General features: G+C 67.2%; 18 protein-coding genes. 8 read left to right on the top strand and 10 right to left on the bottom strand.

The window, feature by feature from the left end:
• Positions 1 to 166: 166 nt before the first annotated feature.
• From ACSYS9_RS13440 to ACSYS9_RS13450, 3 genes are all read right to left on the bottom strand, one after another.
• A complete protein-coding gene (locus ACSYS9_RS13440) occupies positions 167 to 1,123 on the bottom strand; it encodes a FecR family protein (RefSeq protein ID WP_071227969.1) in 957 nt (318 codons plus the stop codon).
• Between the two features lie 82 nt (positions 1,124 to 1,205).
• A complete protein-coding gene (locus ACSYS9_RS13445; RefSeq protein ID WP_049422978.1) occupies positions 1,206 to 1,709 on the bottom strand; it encodes an RNA polymerase sigma factor in 504 nt (167 codons plus the stop codon).
• 191 nt (positions 1,710 to 1,900) lie between these two features.
• Positions 1,901 to 2,827: a LysR family transcriptional regulator gene (locus tag ACSYS9_RS13450; protein WP_071227968.1), complete on the bottom strand. Its 927-nt coding sequence runs from the start codon at positions 2,825 to 2,827 to the stop codon at positions 1,901 to 1,903.
• A 151-nt stretch (positions 2,828 to 2,978) separates the two neighbouring features.
• Between ACSYS9_RS13450 and ACSYS9_RS13455 the strand changes: the two genes are divergently transcribed.
• From ACSYS9_RS13455 to ACSYS9_RS13470, 4 genes are all read left to right on the top strand, one after another.
• Complete coding sequence (locus tag ACSYS9_RS13455) at positions 2,979 to 3,845, top strand: pirin family protein (RefSeq protein ID WP_071227967.1); 867 nt, start codon at positions 2,979 to 2,981, stop codon at positions 3,843 to 3,845.
• A gap of 71 nt (positions 3,846 to 3,916) precedes the next feature.
• Positions 3,917 to 4,597: a hydrolase gene (locus tag ACSYS9_RS13460; protein ID WP_071227966.1), complete on the top strand. Its 681-nt coding sequence runs from the start codon at positions 3,917 to 3,919 to the stop codon at positions 4,595 to 4,597.
• Between the two features lie 55 nt (positions 4,598 to 4,652).
• Positions 4,653 to 5,294: a hydrolase gene (locus ACSYS9_RS13465; RefSeq protein WP_071227965.1), complete on the top strand. Its 642-nt coding sequence runs from the start codon at positions 4,653 to 4,655 to the stop codon at positions 5,292 to 5,294.
• Positions 5,295 to 5,410: 116 nt separating this feature from the next.
• Positions 5,411 to 5,809 (top strand): OsmC family protein, encoded by a 399-nt coding sequence (locus ACSYS9_RS13470; protein WP_071227964.1) that lies wholly within the window; start codon positions 5,411 to 5,413, stop codon positions 5,807 to 5,809.
• Positions 5,810 to 5,837: 28 nt separating this feature from the next.
• Here ACSYS9_RS13470 and ACSYS9_RS13475 read toward each other — a convergent pair whose 3' ends face one another.
• The 6 genes from ACSYS9_RS13475 to ACSYS9_RS13500 form a co-directional block, all read right to left on the bottom strand.
• A complete protein-coding gene (locus ACSYS9_RS13475; protein WP_005409871.1) occupies positions 5,838 to 6,167 on the bottom strand; it encodes a hypothetical protein in 330 nt (109 codons plus the stop codon).
• 98 nt (positions 6,168 to 6,265) lie between these two features.
• A complete protein-coding gene (locus ACSYS9_RS13480; protein WP_071227963.1) occupies positions 6,266 to 8,011 on the bottom strand; it encodes a putative porin in 1,746 nt (581 codons plus the stop codon).
• A gap of 42 nt (positions 8,012 to 8,053) precedes the next feature.
• Complete coding sequence (locus tag ACSYS9_RS13485; protein WP_071227962.1) at positions 8,054 to 8,719, bottom strand: cell envelope integrity protein TolA; 666 nt, start codon at positions 8,717 to 8,719, stop codon at positions 8,054 to 8,056.
• 39 nt (positions 8,720 to 8,758) lie between these two features.
• A complete protein-coding gene (locus ACSYS9_RS13490) occupies positions 8,759 to 9,172 on the bottom strand; it encodes an ExbD/TolR family protein (protein ID WP_005409874.1) in 414 nt (137 codons plus the stop codon).
• A 10-nt stretch (positions 9,173 to 9,182) separates the two neighbouring features.
• Positions 9,183 to 10,967: a DUF2341 domain-containing protein gene (locus ACSYS9_RS13495; RefSeq protein WP_071227961.1), complete on the bottom strand. Its 1,785-nt coding sequence runs from the start codon at positions 10,965 to 10,967 to the stop codon at positions 9,183 to 9,185.
• A 38-nt stretch (positions 10,968 to 11,005) separates the two neighbouring features.
• The gene (locus tag ACSYS9_RS13500) at positions 11,006 to 12,622 is read right to left on the bottom strand and encodes a ShlB/FhaC/HecB family hemolysin secretion/activation protein (RefSeq protein ID WP_071227960.1); all 1,617 of its coding nucleotides are present in this window, start codon (positions 12,620 to 12,622) and stop codon (positions 11,006 to 11,008) included.
• A 201-nt stretch (positions 12,623 to 12,823) separates the two neighbouring features.
• On the opposite strand from ACSYS9_RS13500, the gene ACSYS9_RS13505 reads away from it, so the two are divergent.
• Positions 12,824 to 13,159 carry a hypothetical protein gene (locus tag ACSYS9_RS13505; RefSeq protein ID WP_071227959.1) on the top strand — a complete coding sequence of 112 codons (336 nt, stop codon included), beginning with the start codon at positions 12,824 to 12,826 and terminating at the stop codon, positions 13,157 to 13,159.
• Positions 13,160 to 13,289: 130 nt separating this feature from the next.
• Here the strand turns inward: ACSYS9_RS13505 and ACSYS9_RS13510 are convergent, their stop codons facing one another.
• Positions 13,290 to 13,754, bottom strand: coding sequence for a general secretion pathway protein (locus ACSYS9_RS13510; RefSeq protein ID WP_177179494.1), 465 nt, complete (start codon positions 13,752 to 13,754; stop codon positions 13,290 to 13,292).
• Between the two features lie 103 nt (positions 13,755 to 13,857).
• Between ACSYS9_RS13510 and gspH the strand changes: the two genes are divergently transcribed.
• The 3 genes from gspH to ACSYS9_RS13525 are packed head-to-tail and all read left to right on the top strand — an operon-like array spanning position 13,858 to position 15,274.
• Positions 13,858 to 14,304, top strand: coding sequence for a type II secretion system minor pseudopilin GspH (gspH, locus tag ACSYS9_RS13515; protein ID WP_071227958.1), 447 nt, complete (start codon positions 13,858 to 13,860; stop codon positions 14,302 to 14,304).
• The gene (gspI, locus tag ACSYS9_RS13520) at positions 14,301 to 14,663 is read left to right on the top strand and encodes a type II secretion system minor pseudopilin GspI (protein ID WP_071227957.1); all 363 of its coding nucleotides are present in this window, start codon (positions 14,301 to 14,303) and stop codon (positions 14,661 to 14,663) included. The genes gspH and gspI overlap by 4 nt, the downstream gene beginning before the upstream one ends.
• The gene (locus ACSYS9_RS13525; protein WP_071227956.1) at positions 14,660 to 15,274 is read left to right on the top strand and encodes a prepilin-type N-terminal cleavage/methylation domain-containing protein; all 615 of its coding nucleotides are present in this window, start codon (positions 14,660 to 14,662) and stop codon (positions 15,272 to 15,274) included. The genes gspI and ACSYS9_RS13525 overlap by 4 nt, the downstream gene beginning before the upstream one ends.
• Positions 15,275 to 15,628 lie beyond the last annotated feature (354 nt).

The following is a 15,628-nucleotide window of genomic DNA, read 5'->3' on the forward strand; positions in this document are numbered from 1 at the left end:
AGCGTGGCTGGACCACGGGCACATCCGGTGCCGGTGGTGTGTCTGGCTTGAGAAGAAACGGTGTTTCGCTCTGGCTATACCTCTATAGACAGCGGGACACTGCAGGTGCCCACGGTTTTTTCATGTTTTTTTCATGCGGCGCTTTCTGCCATCAACCGGCTGCACCTCACCACAACACCATCGCGCCGCCAGGCAGGCGCTGCACGCGCAGTCCCGCCTGCGCGGCCACCGCATCGATGGCGGTCTCCGGTTGCTGCAGATGGAACAGGCCACTGACCCGTACGCTTGCGCCCTGCCCGCCCAGTACCCAGACCGGGGCACGGCGGTAGCGCGCCAGATCGGCGATGGCCTGAGCGGCCGGCTGATCGTCGATCACCACCTCGCCACGCCGCCACGCCGCCATGGTCTCGCGATCTTCCAGCTGCATCGGCTGCAGCCAGCGACCGTCACGGAACACGCGTGACTGCCCCGCATGCAGGCGCTGTACGCTGCCATCGCCCGGAAACACGTCGACCACACCCTCGCTGACCTGGGTGGTGACCGTGGTATCCAGCATCGACACACTGAAGGCGGTACCAATGTCACGAACCAGGCCGCCCGCCGCCTCGACCTGGAACGGGCGCGCCTCGTGTGCCACCTGGAACCAGGCCTGGCCGCGCAGCAGGCGCAGGTGCCGCTGCTGGCCATCGAACTCGACCGCCAATGCGGTGCCCGCATCGAGCACGGCAGTGCTGCCGTCATCCAGCTGCACCACGCGCGGCGCATCACTGCTGCGCAGGTCACTGCGCGCCAGCAACAGCGCCTGCGGTGCGGCCGCGACCATCAGAACCACGGCGGCGGCGCTGGCCAACAGCCATGGCAGGCGACGGCGCGGTGCGACCGGACGCAATCCCTGGCGGTCGGCGGTCAGTTCCGGCAGCGCCGCCAGCACGTCGGGCCCGGCGGCATCCAGCCCCTGCCAGAAGGCCTGCTGCTGGCGCCAGGCCAGCGCATGGCGCGGATCGGCCTGCAACCAGCGCTGCAGGGTTCGTTGCTGGCGTTCCGGCAGCGGGCCTGCACTGCACCGGATCACCCAGCGCAACGCCTGCCTGGCCTGACGCGGCGAGGGTTCGGACGTGGTCATGGTTGTGGCCTGCCGCACCACGAACGGGTGCGCTTTCCTGTTGTGACAACGGCGGGCGCGATCTGCCCACTGCAATCGCCGCTCATCGATGCATTCCCTGCTGGTGCTGCTGGATCAACAGCGCCGCGCGCAGCACATGCTTGCCGACCAGGCTCTTGGAAATACCCAGCCGTGTGGCGATCTCGCGCTCGCTCAGGCCCAGGTAGCGGTTGAGCACGAAGCACTCGCGCACCTGCGCTGGCAGCGCGAGGATGGTCTGGGTGATCTCGCGCAGCTGTGCCTGGTCCAGTGCCTGCGCCTCGCCGTCGTGGCCCGCCTCGGCCATGTCGGTGGCGTACTCGGCCATCGCGCGCCGCTCGCGGGCGTCGGCCTGGCTGCGGTTGAGCGCATGGTGATAGGCCATCCGGTACAGATAACCGCGCGGCTCCAGGATCGGTGGATCACCGGGCACGCTGCTGGCCTTCAGGTACAGGTTCTGCAGGGTGTCCTCGGTACTGGCCGGGTCGAGATAACGCGCGATGAAGCGAGACAACGCACGGCGCTCGCGGATCAGCAGCTCGACCAGCGCCAGGGCATTGGGAGACATAGGTGCCAAGGCCGGACCGGGGAATGATGGGCGTGATGGCGACGGTCCGGACATGGATTGTGGGCTGCGCGGCCGCAGGCGGCAAGCGAAGGCCCGTCGCGCGGCACCAGGATCATCCACGCATGGCGTGGATCTCCCAGGCGGCGCCGGATCCAGTAGATCCACGCCATGCGTGGATGTGGATGCGGAGCCTACGGTTCGTCCAACGCCTCGAAACGCTCGGCGAGGTAATCGATCAACGCGCGTACCGCCGGCAGCAGCCCACGCCGCGAAGGGAACACCGCATGCACGATGCCGTGTTTCGGCACCCACTCGGGGAGCACCGGCAGCAGCGCCCCGCTCTCCAGCTCATCGGTGATCATCATCCGCGGCAGCATCAACAGCCCGACCCCGGCCACCGCGGCTGCGCGCAACGCGATCATGTCATCGCTGACCAGGCGCGGGCGGTGATGCACGCTGGCCTGGATCTCGCCGGGCCCACTGTATTCCCACACATGCTGCTGACTGGGCGAGGCCAGATCGACGGTCGGCATCATCGCCAGGTCGGCCGGCACCTGCGGCGTGCCCAACCGTTGCAGCAGCGCCGGGCTGGCACTGGTGCACCAGACCCGGCGTGCCAGCACGCGCACCACCAGGTCGCTGTCTTCCAATGGCGGCGGCCGTACCCGGATCGCCACGTCCACACCCTCGCCCACCACGTCCACGCGGCGGTTGGTGGCGTCCAGCTGCACCGTCACCTGGGGGTGCAGGGCCAGGAAGTCGGCCAGCATCGGGCCGATGCGCGCGTGCAGGATCGCGATCGGGCACGCCAGGCGGATGGTGCCGCGCGGCTCGGCGCGTGACATCGCAATCGCTTCTTCGGCCGCCTCGGCCTCGACCAGCATTGCCTTGCAATGGCGGTAGTAGTCCTGGCCGACCTCGGTGACCGAGAAACGCCGGGTCGAGCGCTGGATCAGGCGCACGCCCAACCGTTCTTCCAGCAGCGCGATGCGCCGGCTCAGTTTCGACTTCGGCATGGCCAGCGCCCGACCGGCCTGCGAGAAGCCGCCGTGCTCGACCACCATGGCGAAATAGAACAGATCGTTGAGGTCACAACGGCGGATATCTGCGATGAACACGGGGCGATCTCCTGCGGCCCACGGCCTGCCGCCATTGTTCACCAGATAGGACTATGACGGCAAATATTGGCGTCTACCGGCCCAATTGTCGCGACGATATCGTCTCCTGCAACGAAGAACAGCGGCCGGCAGCCCCGGCCAGGAGATCGCCATGAAGCGTGTCACCGGTAGCTACAGCGCCCCCCGCCCGCACTGGGTAGGCGACGGATTCCCCGCCCGCTCGATGTTTTCCTACAACACCCACGGCCAGCACCTGAGCCCGTTCCTGCTGCTGGACTATGCCGGCCCGTACAGCTTCGCGCCCAGCGATACCCCGCGTGGGGTCGGCCAGCATCCGCACCGCGGTTTCGAGACAGTCACCATCGTCTATGAAGGCGAGGTCGCGCATCGCGATTCGACCGGTGCCGGCGGCACCATCGGCCCGGGCGACGTGCAGTGGATGACCGCTGCCTCCGGCATTCTCCACGAGGAATTCCATACGCCGGAATTCAGCAAGCGCGGCGGCACCCTGGACATGGTGCAGCTGTGGGTGAACCTGCCGGCGCGGGACAAGATGGGCGCACCGGGCTACCAGACCCTGCTCGACGCCGACATTCCCTCGGTGGATCTGCCTGAAGGCGCCGGCCGCCTGCGTGTCATCGCGGGCCGCTTCGACGGCCACGCCGGTCCGGCACGTACCCACACGCCGATGGATGTCTGGGACATCCGCCTGCAGCAGGGCCACCACGCCGAACTGCCGGTGGCCGATGGCCGCACGCTGGCGCTGGTGGTGTTGAAGGGCCAGGTCCGGATCAACGGCGGCCAGCCGGTCGGCGAGGCGCAGCTGGTCACCTTCGATCGCAGCGGCGAGGACGTGTTCGTCGACGCCGACAGCGACGCCACTGTGCTGCTGCTCAGCGGCGAGCCGATCGACGAGCCGGTGGTGGGCTATGGCCCGTTCGTGATGAACAGCCAGGCCGAGATCGCACAGGCGGTCAACGACTTCAACAGCGGCCGCTTCGGCCAGATCGCGCACTGAGCGCTTCCGCGCGGCGGGCGATGACCCGTCGCGCCAATGGGCCATCGCCCACCTTCCCCAGGAGACTGACCATGAGTACCCCCGCCAACTTCAATGGTGCCCGCCCGGTGATCGATCCGGACAACGCCGCGATGCTGCTGATCGACCACCAGAGCGGCCTGTTCCAGACCATAGGTGACATGCCATTCACCAGCGTGCGCGCCCACGCCACTGCGCTGGCGAAGATGGCCACGCTGGCAAAGATGCCGGTGATCACCACCGCCTCGGTCCCGCAGGGCCCGAACGGCCCGCTGATCCCGGAGATCCACGACGCGGCCCCGCATGCCCAGTACGTGGCGCGCAAGGGTGAGATCAACGCATGGGACAACCCGGAATTCGTTGCTGCGGTGAAGGCCACCGGCCGCAAGCAGCTGATCATCGCCGGCACCATCACCAGCGTGTGCATGGCCTTCCCGTCGATCGCCGCCGTGGCCGATGGCTACCAGGTGTTCGCGGTGATCGATGCCTCGGGCACCTATTCGAAGATGGCCGAAGAGATCACCCTGGCCCGCGTGGTGCAGGCCGGCGTGGTGCCGATGGACACCGCCGCGGTGGCCTCGGAGATCCAGCGCAGCTGGAACCGCGACGATGCCCAGCAGTGGGCCGAGGTCTACACGAAGATCTTCCCCAACTACCAGCTGCTGATCGAAAGCTACCTGAAGGCGCAGGACGTGCAGAAGAACCAGGAGCAGCTGGATTCGCAGCGCAGCTGAGCTGCCCCCGGGGTGCCGGCCCTCCGCCGGCACTCCTCCCAACCGGAGACCCATCATGTCCAGTGAACCGATCCGCGACCCGGCCAGCGACCACCTGCTGACCCCGCAGAATTCCGCCTTCATCATCATCGACTACCAGCCGGTGCAGGTGAACTCCATCGCCTCGATGGACCGCCAGCTGCTGGTCAACAACATCGTCGGCACCGCCAAGGCCGCTGTGGCTTACGGTCTGCCGATCGTGCATTCGACGGTCAACGTCAAGACCGGCCTGAACAAGCCGCCGATTCCGCAGCTGCGCAAGGTGCTGGGCGACTACCCCACCTACGACCGCACCACCATCAATTCCTGGGAAGACGTCGAGTTCCGCAAGGCGGTGGGGGCCACCGGCCGCCGCAAGCTGATCATGACCGCACTGTGGACCGAAGCCTGCCTGACTTTCCCGGCCCTGGATGCGTTGAAGGAAGGCTATGAGGTGTACGTGGTGGTCGATGCCGTTGGCGGCACTTCGCTGGCGGCGCATGATGCCGCGTTGCGCCGCATCGAACAGGCCGGGGGCCAGCTGATCAGCGTGCCGCAGTTGTTCTGCGAGCTGCAGCGCGACTGGGCCCGCTCGGAAACGGTGCCGGCGTTCATGAACCTCTTCATCGAAACCGGTGGTACGGCAGGCATCCAGTTCTCGTACGATCGTACCGAGTGATTGGGTGGCGGCGCTGGCCTTGGCTGGCGCCGCCTTTGGGAGCAGTCGAGCATGGCTCGACGCTACAGTGGGTTTGGTCGAGCGTGGCTCGACGCTAGAGACAGATGGAGAATGTGATGGCCTACGCGCGCATTGTTTCGACCGGCGACAACTACCTGCACCACATCAGCAATGGAAGCTTTGATGTAGACGCGGACGAGCCCGCCTCGCTGGGCGGTCAGGGCAAGGGCTTCGCGCCCTTCGATCTGTACCTGGCCTCGCTGGCCGCCTGCACCGCCATCACCCTGCGCATGTATGCGCAACGCAAGGGCTGGGAGCTGGGCGAGTTCCATGCCGAGCTGCGCTCGGAACGCGACGAAGATGGACGCTTCCACGTGCACCGCGTGCTGCATGCCAGCGCCGAGCTGAGCGATGCGCAGTGGCAGCGGTTGCTGGAGGTGGTGGAAAAGACCCCGGTGACGCTGGTGATGCGCGAAGGTGCGCGCATCACCAGTGAGCGCGGGGGCGCAGCGTAACCCCATCCACGCGTGGCGTGGATCTGCTTCAGCGCCGCGAATGCAGCACGGTGCGCTGGCGCATGGCGTTGAATTCCTGCTCCACCTGCTGGATGTCCTCGGCCTGGAAACCGGCCGCATCCAGCAGCTGGTCGGCGGCAGCCGCCGCCAGCGGATCATCGTCACGCTGGCGCCAGCAGCGCGCCGGCAGGAAATAGCCCACTTCGCTGCGCCCGCGCATGATCACCACCGGCCGGCCCGCATACAGCAGGAACTCGGCCAGGTGCTGGCGCAGGCCCTCCACTGAAACATAGGCCGGTCCAACACCCAGCATCTGGCTGGACGGTTCGGGACTCTCGAACAGCTTGCGACGGCTCATCCACTCCTCCTTATGTGCAACGCGTGGTCTCCTTTCCTTAGACGGGCGCATCGCTGCGCCCCCGCCACGCACTACGTGATCCGCATCACGCTCGCCACTCAGAACCCGGTGTTGAACTCCAGCTGGAACACGTCGATCGACAGCGGCGCACCGGACACTTCCTTGGCCGCCATCCACTTGCCGCTGATCCAGCTGCGCGCATCCAGCGCATAGGCACCGCCCACGTAGTAGCCGCGGGCGTTGGTGCCGCCCAGGTGGAAGTTCGGATCGTTGTAGGCATCGGGCAGCGCGTCGGCCTCGATGTGCTTGTAGCCCAGCAGCGCCTGCCACTGGCCCTTCTCCTTCAGCTCGGTGGCACCGAAGGTGGCCTGCACCATCCACGCGGTGTCGCCGCTGCGGAAGGTATCGATGCTGGCGGTGCCACCGGCGCCGTAGTTGTTGACGATGCCGTTGTTGGCACGATTGAACATGGCCTGCTTGTCGTAGGCCAGATTGCGGATGTAGTCGCCATCCAGGCGCAGGCCCATACCCTGCGCCAGCTGCGTATCCCAGCGCAGGTTGAGCGTGGCCAGGCGGAACGCCGAGGCCAGGCCGACATACTGCGGGGTGGGCGTGTTGGCCGGGTCCAGCGGATTGCGCGCGATGTCGCGGATCAGCATCAGGGTGTTGCCCTTCTGCATGAACGCCGGGCGCGACCAGTCAGTGTCGCAGCCCACCGCACCCGAGTACAGCGAGCACGTTGAGGACAGGCGACCGCTGATGTTCTTGAAGTCGTAGTAGCCCAGCGCAGCACGCAGCGCGTTGTCGTCTTTGAAGCGCCAGTTCACGCCCACCTGCGCGCCGGACAGCCACTTGTTCTCGTTCGGGGTCTTGACCCGGCTCTGGCTGGGCGAACTGTCGGAGGTGTATTCCAGCGGCACCACCGCGAGGTTGCCGAACAGGTCGAGGTCGCCACCGTCGAAGTCATACTTCAGGTTCGCGGCCAGGCCATCGAAGTTGAGGTCGTTGGAGAACAGCGTGTCGCTGGTCCAGAACGGATTGCCGAAGCGGCCGCCACGCACCGTCACCCAGTCCGCCGGGCTGTAGGCCAGCCACGCCTGGTCCAGCCACACGTCCTTCTTGCTCAGGCCGCCGCCCAGCTGTTCGGTGGTCGACACCGGGCCATTGCTGCTGCCACTGGCCAGGCGCACGCCCGCCGTGGTGTGCTGGCCAATGGTCGCTTCGATGCCGAGGCGGGCACGGATGCGCCACAGGTTGCGGCGGTCCTGGCGGGTGTTCAGCAGCGGCGGCAGCTGCAGGTTGGTATTGGTATTGGTGTCGAAGCCGTTGCCGGCGTTGATCGACGACCAGTTGCTCACGATGTCGCTGTTGCGCTCGGAGTAGAAGCGCGACTCGCTGCGCACACGCATGTCACCGGTGACCTTGATGCGCTTGGTCCACTCGGCCACTTCGTTGGGTGCCGCCCAGCCTTCCGATTTCGCCTGCGCCATCACGTCCTGGCGCACTTCGTCACGGATACCGTCGCGCACGCTCTGCGGCACGTACGGCACGCGCACGTCACCGGCCTCCAGGGCCACGCCACCACTCGCCGCGGCGCTGTCCGTGGCTGCAGTGCGCTGTGCGGCCGCCGCTTCGGCTTCGGCCTGTACCAGCAGTGCCTGGCCGTCTTCGGGTTTCAGTGCACCGCTGGCGATCAGGCCCTTGATCAGCTTGACCATGGTGGTTTCGGCCGCCATCGCACCGGCCGGGGCGGCCAGGCTGAGCAGCACGGCGCAGCACAGCAGCGCCCGTCGGGCCGGCCGCGGGCGGCGGGAGTCGGTTCGTGCGCGGACGTGGTCGTTCATCACGGTTCTCATCGAAAGAAGGGAAATCACGGAGGTCGGGAATCAGGCCCCGGGCCGGCGGCCCTGGATCAGGACGCGGGCGGGGAAATCAAGCGACGGCGGCGGTGCCTGGTCGACCTTGCCGATGCGGCGCAGTGCATCGAGCACGGCCGCGTCGGCCTCCTCGTTGCCACTGCCACGCACCAGCTCGACCTTTTCCAGGCGGCCATCGCTGGCCAGCCATACGTTCACCTGCAGCTGGAATGCCAGGCGCTTGACCTTGTCGTCGCGCGAGATCGCCTGCTGCATCAGGTAGCCCAGGTAGCGGCCGTAGGTAGCGTTGCCGGCGCCACCACGGCCAACGCCGGACGAACCGCCACCACTGCCGGACTGGATACCGAAGTTGTCACCACCGGCCTGCGCGTCGGCATTCATCGTCACCGGATCGCTGTTATCCGGCGTCGGCGTCGGCTCTTCGGCCGGCGTCGGCTGATCCAGCGGTTCCGGCTCGGGCATCGTCTCTTCCGGCGGCGTCTCCGGCTCCGGGGGTTTTTCCGGGGGCGGCGGGGGCGGCGGCGGAGGGGCTGGCAGCGCCAGCATCGGCGGTTGCACCACCGGCCGGCGGGTGCTGGCGGTGTCCTTGAACAACAGCCACCACACCGCGATACCGAGCACCAGCAACGCGGCCAGCACCAGTGCCAGGGTCACCAGCAACTGGCGACCGCGCATGCCGGGCTCCGGTCGAGGGGGTTGATGGGCCGTCATGCCTCAGCCCTGCGCCTTGCCGGTGACCAGGCCGACCTGGGCCAGCTCCAGGCGCCGCAGCAGGTCCAGCACCTCGACCACGCGGGCGTACTGAACCTGCGCGTCACCGCGCACGATCACCGGGAAATCCGGCGTGGTCGCGCGTTCGGTACGCAGCCGGTCTTCCAGCTCGGCCATCGTCACCGGATAGGCATCCAGGAACACCTGGCCACTGGGGTCGATGGTGATCGCCTTGGTCTTCGGCTTTTCCAGGGCCACGCTGTTGCTGGCCTTCGGCAGATTGACCTCGATGCCGGGAATGGAGGCGTTGCTGGTCAGGATGAAGATCACCAGCACCACCAGCAGCACGTCGACGAAGGGCGTTACGTTGATGCCCTTCTCGCGCTTCTTGATGCCGAACTTCGCCTTCTGGCCCATGGCGCGCCCCTCAGCCCTGGACCGCGGCCGGGCCGCGCCCGTCCTGCTCTTCGGCCAGGCGCGCGGCGAACTCGTCGATGAACACCGCCATGTCGGCGCCGATCGCTTCGGCACGCGCACCCAGGTAGTTGTAGCCGAACAATGCCGGGATCGCGACGCCGAGGCCGGCAGCGGTACACAGCAGCGCCGCGGCCATGCCGGGCGCCACCGAGTTGATGTCCACCGCGCCGGCCATCGCCGCCACCACGAACACCAGCATGATGCCGATCACGGTGCCGAACAGGCCCACGTAGGGCGCGCCTTCGATGGTGGTCGACAGCCAGTTCATGCGCCGTGCCATTGCTTCCTGCTCGCGCACCATCACCGCATCCATCGAGGCACGGATCGCGGCGATGGTGGCGCCGCTCAGGTAGCCACTGTTGCCATCGCGCTGGTGGCGCTGCTGCATTTCCTCGATGGCCACCTGGTAGATGCGCCACAACGAGCCATCGTGCATCGCAGTCGGTGCCTTGCCCTGGCGATCCATGTCCGACAGGGTGCGCAGCGGCACGCCGGACAGCTTGCCGAAACTCTCGGTGAACACCGCATTGGCCTTGCTGGTACGGCCGAAGTGGCGGCTCTTGGCGATCATGATCGCCCACGACAGCAGCATCATCAGGCCAAGGATGGCGACCACCACCCAGGCATCGAACGGCATCGCCTTGAGGATGAAGGCGAAGTGGCTCTGGCCAGCCGACTGCTCGTCGGCACCGTAGCTGATCAAGCGTGAATCGGCGCCCTGCGCGGTGGCGTCGGCCAGCAGCAGCGCCGCCGGGCGTGCCACCCGCGAGACGCGCAGCTCATCCAGCGCTCCTTCGAAGTTGGCCAGCGGCTGCGCCGCACCCGGGGCATCGGCGCCGACCACCGGCGCGGTGCCCAGCGCCGGCAGCTCGCCGCTCAGCTGGGCCACCACACGGCCGTTGAGGTACAGCTGCAACGCGCCCTTCTCCGCCGTCAGCGCCACGTGCGCCCACTGCCCTTCCGGAATCGGCTGTGCAGGCGTGCTGCGCTGGCCGTTGAGCTGCACGAACGGCACCCGGTTCTCGATACCCAGCACCAGCTCGGACGCGCCATCACGACGGGCGTAGATCGCCTGCGCGGCATTGTTGCTGTCCGGCTTGATCCAGGCCGAGACGGTCAGCGGCGCACCCGCTTCCTGGGCCAGCGACGCGCTGGCGGGCAGTGGCAGCGGGCCCGCACCCAGCTGCACGCCACGACCGATCACCGCGCCCTCGGACGGCGGCACGACGGCGCCGGCGTTGTTGCCGTAAGCGGTGGTGTCGCGCGCCGGCGCATTGGCCTCGGCAAAGTGGTAGACCAGCGTGTAGTCCGGGTCGAACACCTGCTGGCCGTTGCCGCTGGCCGGTGCCTTCTCATTGCCGTAGTACATCCAGATCGTCTGCGGCGCGGCGGCGCTGACTGCCGGCACGTCCACCCAGACCAGGGCCAGGCCCAGCTTGGGATCGAACTGTTCGATCTGATGGGCCAGCACGGTGCGGCCATCGCCCGACACGAAGCGCAGGTCGTTGCCCGCGTCCTGGGTACCGTCGAAACCGAAGTTGCCGGTATGCAGGCGCAGCAGCAGCGGCGTGCGGCCCGGGTCACCGGCCAGGCCCGCGCCCTGCGGGCCGGCGTCGACGGTGATCGGCTTGCGGTACTTCCATTCGGCCTGCCACCAATTGGCATCGGCCGCAGCAGCAGGCAACGCAACCAGCGCGGCCAGCAGCAGCAACACTCGGGAAAGCAAACGGTCCATGCGAAGGGTCTCCGGAGAACGCATGTTCAAGGGATGGGTCAGTAACTGGTGCTGATGTTGAAATGCAGGCGCGGGTCGTCCTTGCGCGTGACCGGGCCATCGGCATAGGGCCAGGCGTAGTCCAGGCGCAGCTGCAGGTGCTCACCCAGGCGCAGCTGCGCGCCCAGGCCGACCGAGGCCAGGTTGTACTTGTCACGCTGTTCGGGCAGCGGCTGGCGCAGGCGCAGGTAGGCCGCGTCGGCAAAGCTGTAGACGCGCAGATCGCTGCCATTCCACAGCGACCACGCCGGGGTGCGCCATTCCAGGCTGGCCAGGCCGCCGTAGTCGCCGATCGCCTCGGCCGACAGATAGCCACGTACGGTATACATGCCACCGGCGGCGAACTGCTCGGCCGACACCAGCGGCGCGTCGGTCACCTGCAGCGAGCCGCGCGCGTACCACTGCCAGTCGCTGCCGAAGGTATGGGTGTTGGCGACATCGGCCTTGAACGCCACGAAGCTCGGGTCGGCCCAGTAGCGCTTCTGGCCGAAGGCGGTGGCGTCGCTGCCGTAACCGAACAGGCGGCGGGTGCCGGCCACCAGCTGGGTGTTGATGCTCAGCTGATCGTGCTCGCCCTGGCGCACGCCGACGAAGGCCAGCGTGATCGGCGCATATTTCAGCGGCGTCTTCAGGCTCTCCTTGCCCATCTGCGTGTCTTCCTCGGTGTCCTTGAAGTCCACGCCGAGGCTGAGCTGGCGCCACCACTGGCTGCTGCCGACCAGTCGATAGTTGAGCTTGAGGCCGATCGAATGGCCGTTGCCGATCACATTGGTTCCGGTGCCGGTACCGACCTGTCCGCCCGCGTTCAGCACGCGACTGTCGGACTTGTAGCCGGACGCTTCCAGGCTCCACGGCGTGCCCTCGAACGGCATCATGTACGAGGCCGAGAACACCTTGGCCTGCTTGGTATCTTCCGGCGCCAGGTACACGCCGATGTTGGCGCTATGGCCGCGCTTCCACAGGTTGTCGTAGGCCAGCGATGCACTCAGGCGCAGCTTCTCGGTATCGGCGCTGTGGTCGTTGTTGAGCGCCGCGCTGGCACGCCACGGCGACTTCTCCTCGACCTGCAGGTCCACATCCATCGTGCCCGGCACCTGGCCCTCTCGCACCAGCGGCATCACCTGGCGACGTCCGCCTTCATTCAGCGCGGTCAGTTCCTTCTGCGCCTGGTCGAAGTCCGGCACCTTGCCCTCGGCAAGTGCCGGCACGCGTTCGCGGATGCGTTCGGGCGATTCGTGCTTCGTGCCTACGACCCGCAGCTGCCCGATCGGCGTCTGCTGCACCTTCAGCAGCACGACGCCACCACTGACCTGCTGCTCGGGCAGCTCGACGTAGACCGACTGGTAGCCTGCCTGCTGGTACAGCGCATTGACGGCATCGCGCGCCTTCTCGACATCGGCCAGGGTCTTGCCCGGGCCGAGGAACGGCTCCACCGCACGTTCGATCTGGCGCGGATCGAGCACGGTGTTGCCGCGCACGATGTATTCATTGATGTTCACGCTGGGCGCAGGCGCCGCGTCCTGCGCGAACAATGGCAGCGGCATCGCGGCCAGAGCCAGCACCAGCGGATGCAGGCGCAGCGGAAGGCGGACGGCTCGGCACGGAACAGGAGTCATCGAAGGCATCGCGTCGTATCGAAGGGAGTGGCCAGGGAGCGGCGCGTGGGTCTATCAACAGGACGTGTACGTCGCGTCAAAACCGCCAATAGTTTTGTGACAGTACTGTCATCTTTTGACAGCGCCGGAACAGTTGCAGGCGGACACTGTCTTCGCCATACGTCTTCATTGCTGAGCGTCGGTTTTCGCAGGAGATTCAAGATGAGTGAGTCGTTGGAGGCGGGCCTTCGCCCTGCCCTCGCCCTTGCCTTGTTGCTGGCGTTGCCATCGGCCTGGGCCGGAGAGGCGAAGAAGCAGGACGATGCCGCGCCGTGCATCGAAGTACAGGTCAACGGCGAGCGCATCCCCGCCTGGGAGTGCCTGCAACTCAAACTGGCTCCGGCGCCGAAATCGGCGAAGTCACCGGCGCTGCCTGAAGCCGAACGCCTGATGCGGCAGCCGGGCAACCAGCTGATGCAGTACAACCTGGAAGGCACACGACAGCGCATGGGCGATGCCTTTGGTCGTTCGGTGGAACCGCAGCGTCCGGCGCGTTGAGCCTGCGCAGCTGTAGAGCCGGGCCCGCGCTCGGCAGGATTTTGTAGAGTCGAGCCATGCTCCACTGGATTTTGTAGAGTCGAGCCTTGCTCGACTGTTCTTCCAGACGCAGCCGAGCGCGGGCTCGGCTCTACAGGGACCCGCCCGGCACGATGCCATCGGTCGGCACCGGCGGCAGCTCAGGCACCGGCAGGCTGCGCGTTTGCCCGGCCTGGTTCAGTTCCACAGCGCTGGCGCTGATGCTGGCCAGTACCGTGCAGGGTCCGAGTCGTTGGCCGGGCGCATACGCTTCCGCTGGGCGTCCATCTACCGAGAGCAGGGCCAATGGCGCATGGTCACCCGCCATCACGCCCAGCACGACCACCTCGGTCTGCACCGCGCCGGGAGACAGCAGCCGCACCAGTGGCAGGCTGGCCACTGCATCGAACATCGGCCGTATCGGCGCCTCGGCATGCGCTTCGCTCGCGGCCGCCGCTGGCGCCACCGCAGACAGGGTGACGCTCCAGTAGGCCACCACGGCCAGCAGCAGCGTCGCCGCCAGCAGGGTCAACATCCGATTCCGATCCCAGCGCCTGCCGTCCATGTTCCACATCATCGCCACGTTCGTGTCCGCCCACGCTAGCAGGTGCGGCTGACGCTTTTGTTTCATCATGCGGGCCTACGCTGGCAGGTATCGGCCAGGACAGGAGGCAACGTCGATGCAGCGTGTGCCGCGTGGGTTCACCCTGCTGGAACTGATGGTGGTGCTGGTGATCATCGGCATCTGCACGGCCGGGATCGGTCTGGGCTTGGGCAGCCTGCTCGACCCGGGCCGGCAGCTGCGGCAGGAAGGCGAGCGGCTGGCGCAGCGCCTGCAGGTGGCGCGCGACGAGGCCCGCATCGATGGCCGCCCCCTGCGTTGGCAGGCCGACGCCGCCGGCTATCGTTTCAGCCGCCTCGAAGGCAGCCGCTGGGTCACCGTTGAACGCGATGATCTGCTGCGTCCACAGAAGTGGCAGGCTGCAGGCATCACGGTGCAGCCCACCAACGCCATCGAGCTGAGCCCGGAGTGGATCGGTACCGCCTGGGAGCTTGGACTGTCGCTGGACGGCCGCGCACTGCGTCTTCGTGATGATGGCAGCGGACAGTTGCAGGTCGTGCAGTGAAGCAGACGGCGCGCGGATTCACCCTGATCGAGGTGCTGATCGCGCTGGCGATCGTATCGATTGCACTGGCTGCGGTGATGCGCTCGGTGGCAGTGGCGACCGACGATCAGTCACGGCTGCGCGACCGTCGCCTGGCGCTGTTGTGTGCACAGGACCGCTGGCAGGAGCTGCGCCTCGCCGGGCAGCCGCCGCAGGATGCTCGGCAGCACTGTGTGCAGGGACGCGGCAGCTTCCTGGTCCTGCAGCATCTGGGCACCGGCAGCGACGGGCAGCCGCAACTGGAACTGACCGTGGTGGCCGAAGATGCACCGCGGCAGTCGCTGGTCCGCATGCAGCTGCCGTGGACTGCGGCGCAATGAGGCGCGCCGTGCGTGGCTTCACCCTGATCGAGGTGATGATCGCGATCACCATCATGGGCGTGCTGGCGCTGATCTGCTGGCGTGCGCTGGACAGCGTGGCCAACAGCGATCAGCGCCTGCGCCAGGCCGATGCCGAGACCACGACGGCGCTGCGCGTGCTGCAGCAGTTCCAGCGCGATGTTGAAATGCGTGCCGACGATGCGCTGATGAATGGCGCAGTGCGCCCGGCAGATCGTCCGCAGCGATTGCTGCCCCCGTCGCTGGTAAGCGAGCGGCACCCGGATGGCAGCTTCGCGCTGGAAATCACCCGCAGTGTCGGCAGTGATGGGCTGCACTGGCAGCGGGTGCGCTGGTGGCGGCAGGGCAGCACGCTGTGGCGGGCCAGTGGTGCGGCTACAGACCGGTATCCGCTGCCAGCGCCTGAGCAATCGAGAGGCATTGCGGTGGCGCGCGATGTGCAGCGGTTCGAGGTGCGGGCGTGGCAGCCTGGAACGGGATGGGCCGTGTTGCCGAGCGAGGGCGAGGTATTGCCGGCCACCGGACTTGAACTGCGGTTGGGCCTGCGCGATGGGCGTGGGCCGTTGAGTTACCGGCGGGTGCTGGAACTTTAGGATTGGTTCGTGGCACCGCATCCACGCATGGCGTGGATCTACTGCCGAGCCTGTTCCTGCTGCGCGGTCTGCTCTGGTGGGTGCCGACCTTGGTCGGCACTGAAGCTGGCCAAGCCATCCACGCATGGCGTGGATCTACTGCCGACCAACGTCGGCATCTACCGTGACACATGCGCGCGTCCCTCCTGCCGCCGGGTGCTCTCCTGCACCCGGCGGCGCTGTGTCGGTGGTCCTCACCGCTGATGGCCTCTCCCTGCCCTCCGTGCCGTCCTGGCTGGGGCCGCCACCGCTCCCTGGCGGCTGGCCCGATGCTGCAGCCCGATGCGCTGCATCGGGCAATGCGTGCCGACCAAG

The organism is Stenotrophomonas sp. STK17_22 (assembly GCF_051983905.1).
Classification (GTDB): Bacteria; Pseudomonadota; Gammaproteobacteria; order Xanthomonadales; family Xanthomonadaceae; genus Stenotrophomonas; species Stenotrophomonas maltophilia_A.

Bases quoted from the DNA above. Each gene is read 5' to 3' on its own strand.
- ACSYS9_RS13440 (WP_071227969.1), bottom strand. From the start codon at position 1,123: ATGACCACGTCCGAACCCTCGCCGCGTCAGGCCAGGCAGGCGTTGCGC.
- ACSYS9_RS13445 (WP_049422978.1), bottom strand. From the start codon at position 1,709: ATGTCTCCCAATGCCCTGGCGCTGGTCGAGCTGCTGATCCGCGAGCGC.
- ACSYS9_RS13455 (WP_071227967.1), top strand. From the start codon at position 2,979: ATGAAGCGTGTCACCGGTAGCTACAGCGCCCCCCGCCCGCACTGGGTA.
- ACSYS9_RS13460 (WP_071227966.1), top strand. From the start codon at position 3,917: ATGAGTACCCCCGCCAACTTCAATGGTGCCCGCCCGGTGATCGATCCG.
- ACSYS9_RS13465 (WP_071227965.1), top strand. From the start codon at position 4,653: ATGTCCAGTGAACCGATCCGCGACCCGGCCAGCGACCACCTGCTGACC.
- ACSYS9_RS13470 (WP_071227964.1), top strand. From the start codon at position 5,411: ATGGCCTACGCGCGCATTGTTTCGACCGGCGACAACTACCTGCACCAC.
- ACSYS9_RS13475 (WP_005409871.1), bottom strand. From the start codon at position 6,167: ATGAGCCGTCGCAAGCTGTTCGAGAGTCCCGAACCGTCCAGCCAGATG.
- ACSYS9_RS13480 (WP_071227963.1), bottom strand. From the start codon at position 8,011: ATGAACGACCACGTCCGCGCACGAACCGACTCCCGCCGCCCGCGGCCG.
- ACSYS9_RS13485 (WP_071227962.1), bottom strand. From the start codon at position 8,719: ATGCGCGGTCGCCAGTTGCTGGTGACCCTGGCACTGGTGCTGGCCGCG.
- ACSYS9_RS13490 (WP_005409874.1), bottom strand. From the start codon at position 9,172: ATGGGCCAGAAGGCGAAGTTCGGCATCAAGAAGCGCGAGAAGGGCATC.
- ACSYS9_RS13495 (WP_071227961.1), bottom strand. From the start codon at position 10,967: ATGGACCGTTTGCTTTCCCGAGTGTTGCTGCTGCTGGCCGCGCTGGTT.
- ACSYS9_RS13500 (WP_071227960.1), bottom strand. From the start codon at position 12,622: ATGACTCCTGTTCCGTGCCGAGCCGTCCGCCTTCCGCTGCGCCTGCAT.
- ACSYS9_RS13505 (WP_071227959.1), top strand. From the start codon at position 12,824: ATGAGTGAGTCGTTGGAGGCGGGCCTTCGCCCTGCCCTCGCCCTTGCC.
- ACSYS9_RS13510 (WP_177179494.1), bottom strand. From the start codon at position 13,754: ATGATGTGGAACATGGACGGCAGGCGCTGGGATCGGAATCGGATGTTG.
- gspH (WP_071227958.1), top strand. From the start codon at position 13,858: ATGCAGCGTGTGCCGCGTGGGTTCACCCTGCTGGAACTGATGGTGGTG.
- ACSYS9_RS13525 (WP_071227956.1), top strand. From the start codon at position 14,660: ATGAGGCGCGCCGTGCGTGGCTTCACCCTGATCGAGGTGATGATCGCG.